The organism is Phyllobacterium myrsinacearum, from assembly GCF_002980555.1.
Classification (GTDB): Bacteria; Pseudomonadota; Alphaproteobacteria; order Rhizobiales; family Rhizobiaceae; genus Phyllobacterium; species Phyllobacterium myrsinacearum.
Window position 1 is genome coordinate 136,763 of sequence record NZ_PVBT01000008.1, and the last position, 18,074, is coordinate 154,836.

Here is an 18,074-nt window from a genome sequence, read left to right on the forward strand (position 1 = left end):
AGTATCCCATGTCCGTTGTTCGTCTCGTCAATGACCTGCCCCAGGCTGCGCCGCAATCCTCCTGGCTCGACACGATCCTGAAAGGCGACTGTGTTGCCGCCCTCAATCGTCTTCCCGACCATTCGATCGACGTCATCTTTGCCGATCCTCCCTACAATCTGCAGCTTGATGGCGATCTGCATCGCCCGGACCAGTCAAAGGTCGATGCCGTGGACGATCATTGGGACCAGTTCGACAGTTTCCAGGCCTATGATGCCTTCACGCGCGCCTGGCTGCTTGCCTGCCGCCGCGTTCTGAAGCCGAACGGCACGATCTGGGTCATCGGCTCCTATCACAATATCTTCCGCGTTGGCGCCACCATGCAGGATCTCGGATTCTGGATGCTCAACGACATCATCTGGCGCAAGAACAACCCCATGCCGAATTTCCGCGGTCGCCGTTTCCAGAACGCGCATGAAACCATGATCTGGGCGTCTCGCGACCAGAAGAGCAAGGGCTACACCTTCAACTACGAAGCGATGAAGGCCGCCAATGACGATCTGCAGATGCGGTCCGACTGGCTGTTTCCCATCTGCACCGGTGCGGAGCGTCTGAAAGATGAGAATGGCGACAAGATTCACCCGACCCAGAAACCGGAAGCCCTCCTGGCCCGTCTTCTCATGGCTTCGTCCAAGCCCGGCGATGTCATTCTCGATCCGTTCTTCGGATCGGGAACAACAGGCGCGGTTGCCAAGCGCCTTGGCCGTCATTTTGTCGGCGTTGAGCGGGAACAGAAATATATCGACGCGGCGATGAGCCGGATTGCCTCGGTCGAGGAACTGGGCGGTGCCGAACTCAAGGTGATGACCGGCAAGCGGGCCGAGCCGCGTGTTGCCTTCGGCAGCATCGTCGAAGCGGGGCTTTTGAAGCCGGGTGTGGTCCTGAGCGATGCCCGCCAGCGGCATGCAGCCATTGTCCGCGCCGACGGAACGGTTGCCAGCAATGGCGATGCTGGCTCGATCCATCGCATGGGCGCCAAGGTGCAGGGTTTTGATGCCTGCAACGGCTGGACGTTCTGGCACTATGAGGAGGACGGCAAGCTCAAGCCGATCGACGATCTGCGCAAGCAGGTCCGCGACGGAATGGCTTCCGCCGGCGTTTGAATTCCAATCCGATCGGACGTGACCTCCAGTACCGCTCTGATCCAGGAACGCCCAGGGTACCCGCCCTGGGCGTTTCGTTGTCTGCGGCGGATCAGACGCGGATGCCGAGGCGGTTGAGGTCCGCGCGCAGCGTTTGCGGGTTGATGAACTGTACCGACTGCCATCCGGCCGCCTGCGCCCCGGCAACATTCTTGGCGCTGTCATCGATGAACAGCGTGGCGGCGGGATCAACGCCGAATGTTGCGACGTGATGGTCATAGATCGCCTTGTCAGGCTTGATCAGACCGATATCGCCCGAGATGGTGACGCCGCGGCTTTCCGTCAGGAAGGGGAAACGCTGCCAGGCTTCGCGCAGCGTATCGGAGGCGAAATTCGTCAGCATCGTCACATCGTGCCCGTCGGCGATCAACTGGCGCATGATGACCACGCTGTCGTCGATGGGGTGGGTGATCATCTGGTGCCAGTTCTGCCGGAAGGCACGGATCTGGTGCTCGCGGTCGGGAAAATCCGCGATCAGCAGCGCTTCGGCATCAGCCCATTTGCGGCCGCGGTCCTGTTCGATGTTCCATTCGTGGGTGCAGACATTGTCGAAGAACCATTTGCGTTCGGCCGCATCCGGGATGACACTGCGGAAAGCAACATCGGGATCATAGTGAATAAGAACCTGTCCGATGTCGAAAACGATATGTTTGACGGGTGTCATGCCTCTTTCCTTCTTTTCGCGAAAGCATCCGGTATGGCGGCAGCAATGGCTTTTTTCATCACTGTCGGCAATGCCTCATTGTCCAAATTCTCCACGCTGATCCACCAGCCATTCCCGCCGGCCGGCTTGCGCACGTTCCGGGCCTCGTAGATCGTCAGGCGCAGTTCAAAATGCGTGAAAATATGGGTTATTGTGCCGCTGGGCACCCATTGGGCGGTGAAGGGAGCCGCATCGATGCCCGTTTCGCCATCGATTCGGGAGGTCCATTCCGTCGTCGGCACCTCGGTCATGCCGCCAAGCAATCCCGTTTGAGCCCGTCCGCGCAGATAGACTTCGCCGTCGGCGGAAATGGCGATGAACGCCGCGCCCAGCCGGATTGGCTTTGCCTTTTTGGGCGCCTTCACCGGGAAAAACTCCGGGTCGGTGGTTTTCAGCGCCTCGCAATGGCCGTTGATCGGGCAGATCACGCAGGCTGGCCGCTTGGGTGTACAGATCGTCGCACCGAGATCCATCATCGCCTGCGCAAAGTCACCCGGCCGCTCGCCGGGTGTCAGCACCTGCATCAGCTGCCGGATTTCGGGTTTTGCAACGGGCAGGGGCGTCGACAGGGCATAGAGCCGCGTGATGACACGCTCGACATTGCCGTCGACAACGGCAACCGGCAAGCCAAAGGCAATGGATGCGATGGCGGCCGCCGTATAATCACCGATTCCCGGCAATGATTTGAGCCTGGCAAGATCGGCCGGAAATTGTCCGCCGAAGTCCGCTGCCACGATATCGGCGCACTTTTTCAGGTTGCGCGCACGGGAATAATAGCCCAGCCCGGCCCATACCCGCATCACGTCATCCTGGCTGGCCGCAGCCAGGTCCGTAACGGCAGGCCATTTGCGTATGAAGCTCAGGAAATAGGGCTTTACCGCCTCCACGGTTGTCTGCTGAAGCATGATCTCCGACAGCCAGATGCGGTAGGGATTAGCTACAATTCCCGACTTGTGATCCCTTGGTGTTATGCGCCAGGGTAAAATGCGATGGTGGTCATCATACCAGGCGAGCAGCTTATTCGTTATTGGTTGCATCAATTCAAAACTGCTTTACAGGGAGGTGGAGTGACATTTCTCATGAAACGGTTGCGAAAGTAAATTCAAGAACATTCGGATTCATAAATGTTCCCAGCTCAGTTGACCAACGCCCTGCTGCTCCCCACAAAAGGGCGTCTCATCGGTATTGATCGCAACAATCGCATTTTCACGTTCCTGTTTGCACTTTTCCCCGGCTTGCTGGTCAGCGGAACCTCGGTAACACTGGTCTGCGCCTTTCTCTGGGCGATCATCTCCCTGGTTCTGCGGCGCTTTCCCTATCGGATGACGCGCCAGGACCGTATCATCGCCTGGATTTTTACCGCCTATGTCCTGGTGACGGTTTTCGTGGTGCTTCTCAGCCCGAATCTGGCGAAGGGCGCCGAATATCTCTTGAAGATGATCCCGTTCCTGGCGGTCTGGGCCATTATCCCCAGGCTCAAGGTGAGTCTCGACGGGCGCATCGTTTCGTTCTTCGTGACCGGCGCTGGCTTCGGGATGATCGGCGCCTTGATTTACAGCATCGTCCAGATGCTCCTGCATGAAAGCCGTGCCACTGGCGGCGCCGGCAATGCTGCGGTTTTCGGGCTTTTCGCCGTGCTGTTCGGCAGCATCGCGCTGCTCAACGTTCACTCGGAGAGCAAAACCGAGCGGCTGATTGCCGTTGCGGGTTTCACCTGCGGGTTGATCTGTGCTTTCCTTTCCGGCACCCGGTCGGCCTGGCTGGTCATCCCGTTTCATTGCGCCATCCTGTTCTGGTACCTGCGCGGCCAGACCCTGCCGTCGATCAATCGAACCGTGAAACTGCTGATGGCGCTTTTGCTCGTGGTGGTGGCTCTTGCGGCTGTCCCGAAGATCATGGATCGCTACAGCGCGCTGCAGACCGATATCGTGCAGCTGGATGAAGATCCCAACAATATCAGCTCGCTGAGCGCCCGGCTTCTGCTGTGGAGCGGCGCTGAAAAAGCATTTCTCGCGTCCCCGCTGATCGGACAGGGCCCGCAAAACCGTATGCAGTCGGTCAACGAGGCTTTGAATCTGCCTCCCGAGAAGTACATGGTGTTCACCCATGTCCATAACGGCTTTTTGAATGCGGCAGTCGATGGCGGCGTGCTGGGGGTTCTCGCACTGCTCCTGCTGCTGTCGGCGCCCATTGTCGCCGCGCGTCTGAAGGAGCCCGGACCCGGGCGGGACTTGACGACGGCGCTTTCCTTGCTGCTCGTGACGGCTTATGTGATCACCGGAATGTTTGGCATCATGTTCGGCCACGATGCGACCGACGCGGTTTTCATCTACGTGACGCTGCTCATCTGCACGATTTCCGGTCCGACGCCCTATCTGTCGGTGCGGGAGATCGCGGACCGCGCCGAACAGGACAAAGCCGCGCTGGCGGTATAGTAATGGGTTGAGGATAAAGTTCTGACATGAAAGCGATTGTTACCGGAGCGGCAGGCTTTATCGGCTTTCACGTGGCAAAGCGGCTCGCCCGGGAGGGTTTCGAGGTCGTCGCCATCGACAATCTCAATGATTACTATCAGGTGGCCCTCAAGGAAACCCGCCTGTCAGCGCTGGATGGATTGTCCAATATCCGCTTTGTCCGCGCCAATATTGCCAGACCGGAGGAATTGCGTGCCGCGATTGCAGGCGACACCGATGCGGATGTCATCGTGCATCTGGCGGCTCAGGCAGGCGTGCGCTACTCCGTCGAAAATCCGGCTGCCTATGTCGATGCCAATGTTCATGGCCAGGTGAGCGTGTTTGAACAGGCCCGCGTGATGCCGAAGCAGCCCCCCGTCGTCTATGCAAGCTCGTCGTCGGTTTATGGCGCCAATACCAAGGTGCCGTTTTCCGAGAGCGATCCGGTCAATCATCCGGTGTCGGTCTATGCGGCGACAAAGCGCTCGGCGGAGCTGCTGGCCTACTCCTATGCGCACGTCCACAAGATCGCTTCGACGGGCCTGCGCTTCTTCACGGTCTATGGCCCCTATGGCCGGCCGGACATGGCGCCGTGGCTGTTTACGGACGCCATTTCAAAGGGCGAGCCGATCAAGGTCTATAATCACGGCAAGATGGCGCGCGATTTCACCTTTATCGACGATATCGTCAGCGGCGTCCTCGGTGCGGTGAACCGCATCCTGTCCAATCCGGCGGAAACCGCCCCGGTCTACAATCTCGGCAACAACAATCCGGTGGCCTTGCTCCGCTTTATCGAAATCATCGAGCAGGCGGTCGGCCGGGAAGCCATCAAGGCGTTTGAGCCAATGCCCCCGGCGGATGTCGAGCGCACCTATGCCGATATCGGTCTTGCCACGCGCGATCTGGGCTTTTGCCCGAAGACGACGCTGGAAGAGGGTATTCCCCTGTTTGTTGAATGGTTTCGCGGCTATAATGGCCGCTGACGCTTCCATTCCGGACATGCAAGGCAGTTTAAACGATGAGCGATGACCGCAAGCAAAGGGGATTCCGGCCATTGGCCGACCCCGCATCGGGCGTGCTCGATCCTGTCCTGCGCAAGCGGGCAGGGATTACCATTGAACTCGTTCAGGCCTGGGAAGAGGTGGTCGGTCCGGCTCTCGGTGACCAGTCGCGGCCCCTGAAGCTCCTGTGGCCGCGCCGGGCCCATGAGGACGATCCGTTCCAGCCGGCGACGCTGGTGATTGCCTGCCAGGGGTTTACCGCCATGCGCATCCAGCACGAGACCGGCGAAATCATCAGCCGGGTCAATGCCTTTCTCGGCTTTGCCGCGGTCGGCCGCATCAAGATCGAGCAGAAGGCCATCACGCTGCCCGCGCCGAAGCGGCGGCCATTGCCGCCCGTCGACGCGGCAACCAGGGGGAAGATCAGCCGTGTCGTCGAAGCCATCGAGGACGACAGCCTGCGCGAGGCGCTGGAACGGCTGGGGCAAAGCATCCATGCGGAAAAGATCAAGCGCTAGCCTGATCGCGGTTGGTTTGTCGTACCACGCACCGGAGGTTTTGCAACCATCAATATACAAACTCACAGCCTAACCCCTTTCACCTGCTCCACTTTCCCATTATGGTCCGCAATGAGGCCGGTCGAAACGGATCGGTCTTGGGGCGTAGAAACTCCTTCCAAGAGCGGTCGGTGTCGACCGCAAAGGCACCTCCTCAGCCCTATGGCCGGGGAGGCCCCGGCGTATGTCCAGAGCTTCGGCTTAAAGGCCGTGGCGGTCGTCTCTTGGCGATTTTCTAACTCCCCGGTCACCAGAGGATAAGCCTCGGGTGACCGCTTTCCTCTGGATGGACAAGGGAGTGCGGCATGACCGATTACAATTTCTGGCAGGATTTGTTCGATACGTACCAGTCATTGTCGGACTGGCTCAAGATACTATGGCTGATCGTTCCGCCCGCCTTCGTGCTGGGGCTGGTGGCGCTGACACTGCGCTTTCGCATTGAGAGCAGGAGAGTGGAAAGACGTTTTGACGGTGAGCTGGTCTATTCCATCCACCGCGATGCGGGCAACCAGCTGCATGTCGTCAGCCATGTCAGGCAGGCGGGAGATAATCCTCCGCTGCTTTTTCTCGATCAGGGCGACCGCGATGCTTTTGATTACACGGACCACCCATCGTCTTCATCCTCGGGTTAAGCCCGGGATGACGGAGGGGCGATGTCCAATGATTGACGGCGTGCGATTGTGTTCTGCTTGGTTTTTATTCCCGCTCAGATCACGAAAAATTCAAAGACAGATGGCAAGCTCTGCCTTAAAGAGACTGCCATAGGGCTCTACGGAGTCAAACAACGCATAATCAACACCGGAGACAGGTGATCCTTATGACTGACATGCTGACACGCCGAAACATTCTGACCCTCGCGGCCGTATCGACGGCGGCGCTCGCTGTGACTGCGGGCAACCCTGCATGGTCAGAAGATGCGGCCAAGCCCGCCGCCACACCGGTGCCCGGCACGCCCGCCGACGTCAAGATTCCGGAATCCGCCGGGAAGGTCGATCCGGCCAAGCTGATGGAACAGGGTCCTCTCAAGGATATCGTGATGGGCAAGGCCGACGCTCCGGTCACCATCATCGAATATGCGTCCATGACCTGCCCGCATTGCGCGCACTTCACCGTTGCCACGCTGCCGGCGATCAAGGAAAAGTACATCGACACCGGCAAGGCCAAGCTCATCCTGCGCGAATTTCCGTTCGATCCGCGCGCTGCCGCCGCCTTCATGCTGGCCCGCTGCGCCCCGGAAGACCGCTACTATCCGCTTGTTGATGTCCTGTTCAAACAGCAGGAACAGTGGGCCGCATCGGCAAATGCCGTAGAACCTTTGATGCAAATCTCCAAATTGGCCGGTTTTACACAGGAGTCGTTCAACGCTTGCTTGACGAACCAAAAACTTCTGGATGATGTGAATGCATCGCGTGACCGCGGAGCCAAGGATTTCGGCGTCAATGCTACGCCGACCTTCTTCATCAACGGCACGAAATATGCAGGAGCCCTATCGGTTGACGAAATGTCAGCGATTATCGACGGTCTACTCTGATAGCTGCCTGTTGAATTCAGGCGGACGCCTTGCCGCGTCCGCCCTTGCGGTATCGTGCGGGAAGGGCCTCTGATGCGCTTCACGAAACTCCGCCTCCTCGGTTTCAAATCCTTCGTCGAGCCCGCCGAATTCGTCATTGAAAGCGGATTGACCGGCGTTGTCGGCCCCAATGGCTGCGGCAAGTCCAATCTCGTCGAAGCCCTGCGCTGGGTCATGGGCGAAAGCTCCTACAAGAACATGCGCGCCTCCGGCATGGATGACGTCATTTTCTCCGGCTCCGGCACGCGCCCGTCGCGCAATACAGCCGAAGTCACGCTGTTTCTCGACAATCACGACCGCAGCGCCCCCGCAACCTTCAACGATGCCGATGAGCTGCAGGTGTCGCGCCGCATCGAACGCGAGGCGGGTTCGGTCTACCGCATCAACGGCAAGGATGCCCGCGCCAAGGACGTGCAGCTGCTGTTCGCCGACCAGTCGACCGGTGCGCGCTCGCCATCGATGGTCGGGCAGGGCCGTATCGGCGAACTGATCCAGGCCAAGCCGCAGGCCCGCCGGGCACTCCTTGAAGAAGCCGCCGGCATATCCGGCCTGCACACCCGCCGCCATGAAGCGGAGCTGCGCCTGCGGGCAGCGGAACAGAATCTGGAGCGGCTGGAAGACGTCGTCGGCGAACTGGAAACCCAGATTGAAAGCCTGAAGCGGCAATCGCGCCAGGCCAACCGGTTCAAGAGCCTGTCGGCGGATATCCGCCGTTCCGAAGCGATCCTCCTGCATTTGAAATGGGCTGTTGCCAAACATCAGGAGGCCGAGGCGCAATCGGCTTTGTCCGCCGCGACCTCAGGCGTCGGTGATTTCGCCCAGGTCCAGATGAACGCCGCCAAGGAACAGGCAATCGGCGCGCACAAGCTGCCTGACTTGCGCGAGGCGGAAGCCAAGGCTGCCGCGGCCCTGCAGCGCCTGACCATCGCCCGCTCGCAGATCGAGGAAGAAGCCCAGCGTATCCGTGCCCGCCAGTCGGAGCTGGAAAAGCGTCTGGCGCAGCTCACCGCCGATATTGCCCGCGAAGAGCAGATGGTGCGCGACAATGCCGACATTCTGGCGCGTCTCGACGCGGAAGAACGTTCGCTCAACCAGGACAACGCCAATGCGGGCGAACACGAACTGGAGACCCGCGCCGATTTTGAACGTGCGGATGCCAAGCTGAGGGAAAGCGAAGCGGCGCTTGCCAAGGTAACCGCTGAACGCGCCGAAGCAACTGCTGAACGGGCGCAGATCGAACGCAATTTGCGCGAAAGCACAGAACGCCGCGACCGCCTTGCCCGCCAGATGGGCGACGTGGAGCGTGATCTTGCGGCCATCACGGCGCAGATTTCCGCGCTTGCCGACCCTATCGAGAAGCAGGCGCTGGTTGAAGCCGCCGAGGCAACGCTTGAGCAGGCGGAAGAAGGCGCCCTGGCTGCGGAAGCGGCTGTCGAAACGGCGCGCCGCACGGAAGCGCAGTTGCGCCAGCCGGTGCAGGATGCCCGCAGCAATCTCAACCGCATCGAGACTGAAGCCCGCACCTTGGCCAAGATGATCAATGTCGGCGGCTCGGACCTGTTTCCTGCCGTTGTCGAAGCGGTAAAGGTCGAAAAGGGTTTCGAAATCGCGCTTGGCGCGGCGCTCGGTGAAGATCTCGACGCGCCGCTGGATCGCAGCGCCCCGGTTTTCTGGGGTGATATTGATGGTGCCGGGGATGATCCCACACTGCCCGCCGGGCTTAAATCCCTCGCCAGTGTGGTCAAGGCACCGCACCAGCTGGCCCGCCGTCTTGCCCAGATCGGCATTGTCGATGAAGCGGACGGCGCGCGCATTCAGGCATCGTTGAAACCGGGACAGCGGCTGGTCAGTCGTTCCGGTGCGCTGTGGCGCTGGGATGGCTATACCGCAAGCGCCGATGCCCCGACGCCCGCTGCCCAGCGTCTGGCGCAGAAAAACCGCCTGGCCGAGCTGGACATCGAGGTTGTCGAAGCGACGAAGCGCCTGCGCGAGGCTGAGGCTGCGATTGCTGGGGCAGAAGCTGCCGTGCGCCAGTCGGTCGACAATGAGCGCACGGCCCGCGATCATTGGCGCGCCATGCAGCGGGCTGTCAGCGATGCGCGTGAGGCGCTTGCATCAGCCGAACGGGCTGCCGGCCAGCTTTCCAGCCGCCGCGCCGCTCTGGATGAAGGCAAGGCCCGCCTCGCCGAAACGCTTGAGGAAACACAGGAACAGTTTCTTGAAGCTGAGGACCGGCTCGCGCGCGCGCCGGATCTGGAAGAGGTCAATATCCGCCTCAGCCAGCTGACCGCGGAAGTCATGACCGACCGGGCAGCGCTCGCCGAGGCACGCGCCGTGCATGAGGGCCTGCGCCGCGAGGCCGAGAACCGCATGCGACGTCTGGAGTCCATCGGTTTTGAGCGCAGGAACTGGAATGACCGCGCGCTGAATGCCGACCGTCAGATCGAATCCCTGACCGAGCGGCGGCAGGAAGCGGAAGAAGAATTTGCCGATCTGGTCGATGCGCCGGATGAAATTGCCGAGCGCAACCGGGCACTGCTGTCGCAGCTCTCGCAAGCGGAAGCGTTGCGCAAGGAGGCGAGTGACCGTCTGGCCGTTGCCGAAGCGCGCCAGCAGGAACTCGACCGCGCCGCTACCGATGCCATTCAGGCGCTGGCCACGGCGCGCGAGGGCCGGGCCCGGTCGGAAGAGCGTCTTGCCGCGGCGCAGGAACGCCGCCACGAGGCCGAAACCCGCATTGGCGAAGCTCTCAACTGTGCGCCGCATGAAGCCATGAAGCTGACCGGGCTCGGCCCCAATGATCCGCTGCCGGATGTCGATGCGACGGACCGCAATCTGGAGCGGCTCAAGATCGAGCGCGAGCGGCTCGGTGCCGTCAACCTGCGGGCCGAGGAAGAGCAGGAAGAATTGTCAGCGCGGCTTGAGGCGATTGTCAGCGAGCGCGAAGACATTATCGAAGCGGTCAAGAAGCTGCGCCAGGCGATCCAGAGCCTTAACCGCGAGGGACGTGAACGGCTGCTTGCGGCGTTTGAGGTGGTGAATGCGCAGTTCCAGCGCCTGTTCACGCATCTGTTCGGTGGCGGCACGGCCGAGTTGCAATTGATTGAATCGGAAGATCCGCTGGAAGCCGGTCTGGAAATTCTTGCCCGCCCGCCCGGCAAGAAACCGCAGACCATGACGCTCTTGTCCGGCGGCGAGCAGGCATTGACGGCGATGGCGCTGATCTTTGCAGTGTTCCTGACCAATCCGGCGCCGATCTGCGTGCTCGACGAGGTGGATGCGCCGCTCGATGACCACAATGTCGAACGCTTCTGCAACCTGATGGACGAGATGGCCGCATCAACGGAAACCCGTTTTGTCGTCATCACCCACAATCCGATCACCATGGCGCGCATGAACCGTCTGTTTGGTGTCACCATGGCCGAACAGGGCGTCAGCCAGTTGGTGTCGGTCGATCTCCAGACCGCCGAGCAGCTGCGCGAGGCGAGCTGATACCAGACTGCTTCAAGCTTGAAATGACGAAGGATTTCAAAGATTAACGCGGATTTACTCTGCTAATCGATTTGAATGGTGCAATGCAGCATTTTTTGGTGGTGCTTCGCGAACCTATCGAATAGACCTTCTTCAGCGCTTTGCGGCGCGTGGACGGCGGCATGGGAGGCTGCAATGGTGAAGTGGGTTTACACATTCGGTGACGGCAAGGCGGAAGGCTCTGCCGGTGATCGCAACCTTCTGGGCGGCAAGGGGGCCAATCTGGCCGAGATGTGCGCGCTCGGGCTGCCGGTCCCGCCCGGATTTACCATCACCTCCGAGGTCTGCAGCTGGTTCTACGAGAACGGCCATCAGTATCCCGGCACGCTCGAAGCCGATGTGAAGAAGGCGCTTGGCCATATCGCTGCGGTGACGGGCCGCGATTTCGGCGATCCGTCCAAGCCGCTGCTGGTGTCCGTGCGTTCCGGTTCCCGCGCCTCCATGCCTGGCATGATGGACACGGTGCTCAATCTCGGTCTCAACGATCAGACCGTGGAAGCCATCGCCCGCGAATCCGGCGATCCGCGCTTTGCCTATGACAGCTATCGCCGTTTCATCCAGATGTATTCCGACGTGGTCATGGGGCTTGACCATTCGGTCTTCGAGGAAATCCTCGAGGACACCAAGGCCAATCTCGGCGTCGAGATCGATACGGCGCTGTCGGCCGATGACTGGAAAGGCATCATCGACCTCTACAAGGCGAAAATCGAGGAAGAGCTGGAAGAGCCATTCCCGCAGGACCCGGAAAAGCAGCTCTGGGGCGCGATCGGCGCTGTTTTCTCCAGCTGGATGAACACGCGCGCCATCACCTATCGCCGCCTGCACAACATCCCGGAAAGCTGGGGCACGGCCGTCAATATTCAGGCCATGGTGTTTGGCAATATGGGTGAGCGTTCGGCAACGGGCGTCGCCTTCACGCGCAATCCGTCGACCGGCGAAAAGAAGCTTTATGGCGAGTTTCTCGTCAATGCGCAGGGTGAGGACGTGGTTGCGGGCATCAGGACGCCGCAGAACATCACGGAAGATGCACGCATTGCCGCCGGTTCCGACAAGCCGTCGCTGGAAAAGCTGATGCCGGCCGCCTTTGCCGAATTCTGCGCCGTGTCCGACCGCCTGGAAAAGCATTACACCGACATGCAGGATCTCGAATTCACCATCGAGAACGGCAAGCTGTGGATGCTGCAGACGCGATCCGGCAAGCGGACCGCCAAGGCCGCTTTGAAAATCGCCGTTGAAATGGCAAATGAAGGCCTGATCACGCGGGAAGAAGCGGTTTTGCGCATTGATCCGGCTTCGCTCGATCAGCTGCTGCATCCCACGATCGATCCTTCGGCCAAGCGCAATGTCATCGGCAGCGGGCTTCCGGCATCGCCGGGTGCGGCGACCGGCGAGATCGTGTTCTCGTCGGAGGATGCCGAACAGCTGAAGTCGGAAGGCCGCAAGGCCATCCTCGTGCGCATCGAAACCAGTCCGGAAGACATTCACGGCATGCACGCCGCCGAAGCCATCCTGACGACCCGTGGCGGCATGACCAGCCACGCGGCCGTGGTGGCGCGCGGCATGGGCAAACCCTGCGTCTCCGGTGCGGGTTCCCTGCGCGTCGATTACCGCAATGAAACCCTGCTGGCCGCCGGGGTGTTGTTGAAGAAGGGCGACATCATCACCATCGATGGCGGTATCGGCCAGGTGCTCAAAGGTGCCGTTCCGATGCTGCAGCCGGAATTCTCCGGCGATTTCGCCAAGATCATGGAATGGGCCGACACGACGCGTCGCATGAAGGTGCGTGCCAATGCCGAAACGCCGAATGATGCGCGCATGGCGCGCTCCTTCGGGGCCGAGGGCATCGGTCTTTGCCGTACCGAGCATATGTTCTTTGATGGCGAGCGCATCATTGCCATGCGCGAAATGATCCTGGCTGACAGCGAGAAGGGCCGCCGCGCCGCGCTCGACAAGCTGTTGCCGATGCAGCGCGCCGATTTCAAGGAACTGTTCGAAATCATGAACGGTCTTCCCGTGACGATCCGGTTGCTTGACCCGCCGCTGCACGAATTCCTGCCGAAGACGGAAGAGGAAATCGCGGAAGTTGCTGCTGTCATGAATGTCAGCCCGGAGAAGCTGCGCGAGCGCACCGACAGCCTGCACGAATTCAACCCGATGCTCGGTCATCGCGGCTGCCGCCTGGCCATTTCCTATCCGGAAATCGCCGAAATGCAGGTGCGGGCGATTTTCGAAGCTGCCGTGCAGGCGGCGGAAGTCACTGGCGCGCCGGTCGAGCCGGAAATCATGGTGCCGCTCGTCGGCCTGCGTGCCGAACTTGATTTCGTCAAGGCCCGCATCGATGCGGTTGCCGCTGATGTGATGAAGGAAGCGGATATCAGGATCAATTACCTCGTCGGCACGATGATCGAACTGCCGCGCGCAGCGGTACGTGCGCATTCGATTGCCGAGGTGGCGGAGTTCTTCTCCTTCGGCACCAACGATCTGACGCAGACAACCTTCGGTATTTCGCGCGACGATGCATCCGCCTTCCTGATGACCTATCAGATGAAGGGCATCATCCAGCAGGACCCGTTCGTCTCCATCGATGTGGACGGCGTCGGCGAGCTGGTGCGCATTGCCGTGGAAAAGGGCAAGGCAACCCGCCCGGACATCAAGCTGGGCATCTGCGGTGAACATGGCGGCGATCCGGCTTCCATTCACTTCTGCGAAGAGACCGGCCTTGACTATGTCTCCTGCTCGCCGTTCCGCGTACCGATTGCGCGTCTGGCGGCGGCGCAGGCCTCGGCCAAGCAAAAATAACGCATTGGCCCTGTTTGCAGGGCCGGTGCCGCATTTTGGACGTGATCTGCGCGTATCTGCGCGAAATTCTCAACATTGGTCAAACATCGTGCGCTCAGCCTCTGCCATCATCGCTGCTCTTCTCCTGGTCACGCCTGCGGGGATCGCAACGGCGGGGGATCATCCCGCGCCGTTCGTCGAGCCGAAGCTTTACGTCGCCAAGGGTGGCGCCGCTGCGCCGCAGGTGGCTCTGACGCTGGATGCCTGTTCAGGCCAGACGGACCTGCGCATCCTCAACACGCTGGTTGAAAACCGCATCCCGGCAACGATCTTCGTCACCGCCCGCTGGATGCGGCACAACGCCGAGGCGCTTGCGGTCATGAAGGCGCATCCCGACCTGTTCGAACTGGAAAATCACGGCTTCAACCATATCCCCGCCATCGACAACCAGCCCACCATGTTCGGGTTGAAGACGGCAGGCTCGGAAGCCGCCATCCGCAGCGAGATCCAGGGCGGTGTCGACGCCATGCTGAAGGCCTCCGTCGCCAAGCCGGTCTGGTATCGCGATGCGACTGCCCGCTACAGCGAAAACGGTATCCGCATCATCCATGAGATGGGCTACCGGGTGGCCGGTTATTCGCTCAATGCCGATATGGGGGCCTCGCTGATGGCCGGGCTGGTGGAAAAGCGTATTGCCGCCGCCAAAGACGGTGATGTGATCATTGCCCATATCAACCAGCCGGGCCGGGTGGCCGGTGCCGGCGTTGCCAAGGGTGTTTTGGCCCTGCAGCAAAAGGGTTTTCGCTTCGTGCGCCTGCAGGACGTGCCCGTTTCCGCCCAGCCGGTGCGCTCCGGGGTCTGAGCAAAACCGGCAGCGAAAGACCGCTGCCGGTTTTGATTTTTCATAGTCGCATCTATCCCACGGTTGCCGCAGCTGGAAAACCATGGCTTCGCGCCCGGACGGCGGCGATGAAGGCGAGGGCAAGCAGTACCAGCAGCACCCATGAGAACGAGGTGACGCCGGTTGTTTCCAGGAGGAAGCCGCCGATGATGCCGCCACCGGCAATGCCGATGTTCCAGACGGTCACAATCATTGATTGTGCAACGTCCGCCGCATCGCCTGCGGTTTTGGCCGATGCGGTCTGGAACAGGGTCGGCACGCCGCCATAGGTCACACCCCATATGGCGAAGCTGAGATAGACCATCGTGCTGTTGGCGGACCAGATGGCAAGGAGCACCGCCGCCACGGCAAAGGCCGCGATGCAGATCAGCGTCAGTTCACGCAGCCAGCGGTCGATCATCAGGCCGATCATCCATGTACCGAGAATGGCGGACAGGCCAAAGACGAACAGCACCTTGTCGATGCTTCCGGCGAGCCCGGCGGGAACCAGAAACGGTGCGATGTAGGTATAGAGCACGTTATGGGCCACCACATAGGTCAGCGTGACAAACAGCACGGCTTTGACGCCTGGAATGGCGAAGACGCCGGAGATCGGCAATTGCTTGCCCGCTTCCTGACCGGGAAAGTCCGGCAATTTCCAGATGGTCCAGCCGACCAGCAGCACGGTGAGGCCGCTCATGATCCCAAACGTGTATTGCCAGCCGACAAACGCGCCCAGAAATGTCCCGGCGGGCACGCCGAGAGACAGCGCGACGGGCGCGCCAAGCATGGCGACGGCCATGGCCTTGCCTTTCATGTGGTCGGGCACCATGCGCCCGGCATAACCGGCAACCAGCGCCCAGAGCAGCCCGGCAAAGACACCCGCAAAGAACCGGGCGCCGAGCGTCAGCGTGTAGCTGGTGGAAACCGCCGTGACCGTGTTGACGATGGCGAAGCCGCCGATGGCGCTCAAAAGCAGCGGCTTGCGCCGCCATCCGCGTGTGGCCGCGGTCAGTGGGATAGCGGCGATGAGAGAGCCGAGGGCGTAGATGGTGACGAGCTGGCCCACCAGCGATTCGGGCACTGCCAGGCTGGCGCCCATCTGGGGCAGCAGGCCCGCGGGCAGGGCCTCGGTGAGGACTGTGATGAAACCGGCGGCTGCGAGGGCAAGCAGGCCGCTGAGCGGCAGCCGGAAGGACGAGGCGGGAGGAGCCTCGTCCAGCGATGTTGTGATCGATGTCATGTCTTTGCCTGGGTCAATGAGTAAGGGGTTGGGGAGTAAGGGGTTGGGCAGGCGGAGAGGCGTTGCTCTTGCAGTGCAAAGCTTCACACCTGCTGGGGAAACCGAACCTAGTCATCTTCGCAAAGCGGAAAAACAGGCTATAGTTCCTTTCACAAGCGACATTTTTGTCGGCAATAAGGAGGTGATGTCGATGGATAATCTGGGTTCATGGAATGCCTTCGTGCAGGCCGCCGAATACCGCAGTTTCGTCGCCGCCGGCCGCCACCTCGGTGTTTCCCCCTCTGCCATCGGCAAATCCATAGCGCGGCTGGAGGAGCGGCTTGGCGCCCGGCTTTTTCACCGCAGTACCCGCAGCATCACGCTGACGCCCGAAGGCTCGCTGTTCCTGGAGCGGTGCCGCCGCATTTTCTGCGAGATCGAGGCGGCTGAACTGGAATTGTCGCAGGCCAATGAGGCGCCGCGCGGCAGGTTGCGTGTCAGCATGCCAATTGCGGACCGGCTGATGATGCCGGTGCTGTCCGCCTTCATGCGCGCCTATCCCGACATCGAGCTGGACATTGACTGCTCGGACCGGCTGGTCGACGTGATCGAAGACGGTTTCGACGCAGTCCTGCGCACCGGCGAGCCGAATGATTCGCGGCTGATGACCCGGGTGCTCGGTTCGTTCCGCAAGCGCCTCGTCGGATCACCGGACTATTTCGCACGCATGGGAACACCGGAAGTGCCGGAGGACCTGTTGCGGCATCATTGCCTGTTTTACCGCTATCCGACCACCGGGAAACTGCAACTCTGGCCGCTGTCCCGCGATGGCAGGGATGTCGAACTCGACCTGCCTGCGACCCTTGTCTGCAACACGTCAGCACCGCAGATTCACATGGCGCAGGAGGGGCTTGGCATCGCCTGCCTGCCGGATTTCACCATAATGGATGAGCTGCGGGCTGGAACGCTGGTCAGCGTTCTCGATGACTTCATCCCGTTTTCCGGCACGTTCCGCGTGCTCTGGCCATCGAGCCGCTATCTCTCGCCCAAGCTGCGGGTGTTCGTCGATTTCGTCGCCGAACACCTCGATCTTGCGCCGGTCAGGGGCTGAAGATCAGCACGAGATAGACGAAGAAGATCATCAGATGCACCGCACCTTCAAGCACGGTCGTGCGCAGGCCGGAAAAGGTCAGGGTGCCGAGGATCAGCGTCACCGCCAGCAGGGTCATTTCGGTGGATGACAGTCCGAGAATCGCGGTCTGGCCGGTCAGCAGGCTGATGGCAAGCACGGCCGGCACCGTCAGGCCGACGGTCGAGGTTGCCGCGCCGAGGCACAGATTGACGGCGCGCTGCAATTCGTTGCCCGAAACGGCGCGAAGCGCGGTGATGGCTTCCGGCGTGAAGACAATGGCGGCGATCAGCAAGCCGCCGAGGGCCGTTGGCGCGCCGAAGCTGGCAATGCCATGGTCGAGCAGCGAGGCCAGGCTCTTTGACAAGAGCACGATCGGCAGGATGTTCAGGATCAGCAGCAGCGTGTGGCCGCCAATGGATCCGGCAGGTTTCGCGTGGGGCGCTTCGGCCTCGGGGGATGCCTGCAGAACGTCTTCATCTCCCTTGGGATAGACAAAGAAGTCGCGGTGCCGCCCGGTCTGCAGCACGAGGAAAATCACATAGAGGGCGATGGTGAAAATCGAGAAGAACACCGATTGAACCACGGTGAGGGAGCCGTTGCTGGTGGAAACCGTGAAGTTCGGCAGGATCAGCGGGATGACCGTCAGCGGAATGATGACGATGAGATAGGATGCCGCGCCCTGCAGATTGTAGCCCTGCTGGCCGTAGCGCAACCCGCCAATGAGCAGGCCAAGGCCGACCACGCCGTTCAAAACGATCATCAGCACCGCGAACATCGTGTCGCGGCCGAGCGTCGGCGCGTCCGAACTCAGCATCACGGCGCTGATGAGCACCACTTCGATGATGACGATGGAGAGGGTGAGAATGAGCGTTCCGAGCGGTTCGCCCAGCAGTTCCGCCAGTTCCTCCGCTTCATGCACGACGCCGAAGGCCGACCAGATGATGACGCCGAACAACCAGACAAACAGAAACGAAGCTTTCATCACCGAACTCAGATCGGCCATCCAGCCATATCCGAAAACGAGAAAGGCACCCACTGTTGCCCAAGCGACTATCAATCTGATCCA

General features: G+C 60.9%; 14 protein-coding genes. 10 read left to right on the forward strand and 4 right to left on the reverse strand.

Going from position 1 to position 18,074, the window contains the following annotated elements:
* Nucleotides 1-8: 8 nt before the first annotated feature.
* Nucleotides 9-1,142, forward strand: a complete 1,134-nt coding sequence (locus tag C5750_RS22675) for a site-specific DNA-methyltransferase (protein WP_105737036.1) — start codon at nucleotides 9-11, stop codon at nucleotides 1,140-1,142.
* Between the two features lie 91 nt (nucleotides 1,143-1,233).
* Here C5750_RS22675 and C5750_RS22680 read toward each other — a convergent pair whose 3' ends face one another.
* Nucleotides 1,234-1,845: an HAD family hydrolase gene (locus C5750_RS22680; protein WP_105737038.1), complete on the reverse strand. Its 612-nt coding sequence runs from the start codon at nucleotides 1,843-1,845 to the stop codon at nucleotides 1,234-1,236.
* Nucleotides 1,842-2,921: an A/G-specific adenine glycosylase gene (gene mutY, locus C5750_RS22685; protein WP_105737347.1), complete on the reverse strand. Its 1,080-nt coding sequence runs from the start codon at nucleotides 2,919-2,921 to the stop codon at nucleotides 1,842-1,844. The genes C5750_RS22680 and mutY overlap by 4 nt, the downstream gene beginning before the upstream one ends.
* A gap of 87 nt (nucleotides 2,922-3,008) precedes the next feature.
* Here mutY and C5750_RS22690 point away from each other — a divergent pair, with 87 nt between their 5' ends.
* The 8 genes from C5750_RS22690 to C5750_RS22725 all read left to right on the forward strand — a co-directional run bounded on the left by C5750_RS22690 (nucleotide 3,009) and on the right by C5750_RS22725 (nucleotide 14,636).
* A complete protein-coding gene (locus tag C5750_RS22690; protein ID WP_105737040.1) occupies nucleotides 3,009-4,319 on the forward strand; it encodes an O-antigen ligase family protein in 1,311 nt (436 codons plus the stop codon).
* Between the two features lie 26 nt (nucleotides 4,320-4,345).
* Nucleotides 4,346-5,320: an SDR family NAD(P)-dependent oxidoreductase gene (locus tag C5750_RS22695; RefSeq protein ID WP_105737041.1), complete on the forward strand. Its 975-nt coding sequence runs from the start codon at nucleotides 4,346-4,348 to the stop codon at nucleotides 5,318-5,320.
* A 35-nt stretch (nucleotides 5,321-5,355) separates the two neighbouring features.
* Entirely contained in the window at nucleotides 5,356-5,856 is a 501-nt protein-coding gene (locus tag C5750_RS22700; protein WP_105737044.1) for a DUF721 domain-containing protein, read from the forward strand.
* A 344-nt stretch (nucleotides 5,857-6,200) separates the two neighbouring features.
* Nucleotides 6,201-6,527, forward strand: a complete 327-nt coding sequence (locus C5750_RS22705) for a hypothetical protein (RefSeq protein ID WP_105737046.1) — start codon at nucleotides 6,201-6,203, stop codon at nucleotides 6,525-6,527.
* Between the two features lie 185 nt (nucleotides 6,528-6,712).
* Entirely contained in the window at nucleotides 6,713-7,426 is a 714-nt protein-coding gene (locus tag C5750_RS22710) for a DsbA family protein (RefSeq protein WP_105737048.1), read from the forward strand.
* A 72-nt stretch (nucleotides 7,427-7,498) separates the two neighbouring features.
* Nucleotides 7,499-10,957 (forward strand): chromosome segregation protein SMC, encoded by a 3,459-nt coding sequence (smc, locus tag C5750_RS22715; RefSeq protein ID WP_105737050.1) that lies wholly within the window; start codon nucleotides 7,499-7,501, stop codon nucleotides 10,955-10,957.
* 174 nt (nucleotides 10,958-11,131) lie between these two features.
* Nucleotides 11,132-13,795, forward strand: a complete 2,664-nt coding sequence (gene ppdK / locus C5750_RS22720) for a pyruvate, phosphate dikinase (RefSeq protein ID WP_105737052.1) — start codon at nucleotides 11,132-11,134, stop codon at nucleotides 13,793-13,795.
* 85 nt (nucleotides 13,796-13,880) lie between these two features.
* Nucleotides 13,881-14,636 (forward strand): polysaccharide deacetylase family protein, encoded by a 756-nt coding sequence (locus C5750_RS22725; protein WP_425350513.1) that lies wholly within the window; start codon nucleotides 13,881-13,883, stop codon nucleotides 14,634-14,636.
* Nucleotides 14,637-14,688: 52 nt separating this feature from the next.
* Here C5750_RS22725 and C5750_RS22730 read toward each other — a convergent pair whose 3' ends face one another.
* The gene (locus C5750_RS22730) at nucleotides 14,689-15,897 is read right to left on the reverse strand and encodes an MFS transporter (protein WP_105737056.1); all 1,209 of its coding nucleotides are present in this window, start codon (nucleotides 15,895-15,897) and stop codon (nucleotides 14,689-14,691) included.
* 190 nt (nucleotides 15,898-16,087) lie between these two features.
* On the opposite strand from C5750_RS22730, the gene C5750_RS22735 reads away from it, so the two are divergent.
* Complete coding sequence (locus C5750_RS22735; protein ID WP_105737351.1) at nucleotides 16,088-16,987, forward strand: LysR family transcriptional regulator; 900 nt, start codon at nucleotides 16,088-16,090, stop codon at nucleotides 16,985-16,987.
* On the opposite strand, the gene C5750_RS22740 is transcribed toward C5750_RS22735, so the two are convergent.
* Nucleotides 16,977-18,011, reverse strand: a complete 1,035-nt coding sequence (locus tag C5750_RS22740; protein ID WP_245421215.1) for a calcium:cation antiporter — start codon at nucleotides 18,009-18,011, stop codon at nucleotides 16,977-16,979. The genes C5750_RS22735 and C5750_RS22740 overlap by 11 nt on opposite strands.
* Nucleotides 18,012-18,074: the final 63 nt, after the last annotated feature.

Coding starts and splice junctions, on each gene's coding strand:
- C5750_RS22675 (WP_105737036.1), top strand. CDS start 9: ATGTCCGTTGTTCGTCTCGTCAATGACCTGCCCCAGGCTGCGCCGCAA.
- C5750_RS22680 (WP_105737038.1), bottom strand. CDS start 1,845: ATGACACCCGTCAAACATATCGTTTTCGACATCGGACAGGTTCTTATT.
- mutY (WP_105737347.1), bottom strand. CDS start 2,921: ATGCAACCAATAACGAATAAGCTGCTCGCCTGGTATGATGACCACCAT.
- C5750_RS22690 (WP_105737040.1), top strand. CDS start 3,009: ATGTTCCCAGCTCAGTTGACCAACGCCCTGCTGCTCCCCACAAAAGGG.
- C5750_RS22695 (WP_105737041.1), top strand. CDS start 4,346: ATGAAAGCGATTGTTACCGGAGCGGCAGGCTTTATCGGCTTTCACGTG.
- C5750_RS22700 (WP_105737044.1), top strand. CDS start 5,356: ATGAGCGATGACCGCAAGCAAAGGGGATTCCGGCCATTGGCCGACCCC.
- C5750_RS22705 (WP_105737046.1), top strand. CDS start 6,201: ATGACCGATTACAATTTCTGGCAGGATTTGTTCGATACGTACCAGTCA.
- C5750_RS22710 (WP_105737048.1), top strand. CDS start 6,713: ATGACTGACATGCTGACACGCCGAAACATTCTGACCCTCGCGGCCGTA.
- smc (WP_105737050.1), top strand. CDS start 7,499: ATGCGCTTCACGAAACTCCGCCTCCTCGGTTTCAAATCCTTCGTCGAG.
- ppdK (WP_105737052.1), top strand. CDS start 11,132: ATGGTGAAGTGGGTTTACACATTCGGTGACGGCAAGGCGGAAGGCTCT.
- C5750_RS22730 (WP_105737056.1), bottom strand. CDS start 15,897: ATGACATCGATCACAACATCGCTGGACGAGGCTCCTCCCGCCTCGTCC.
- C5750_RS22735 (WP_105737351.1), top strand. CDS start 16,088: ATGGATAATCTGGGTTCATGGAATGCCTTCGTGCAGGCCGCCGAATAC.
- C5750_RS22740 (WP_245421215.1), bottom strand. CDS start 18,011: ATGGCCGATCTGAGTTCGGTGATGAAAGCTTCGTTTCTGTTTGTCTGG.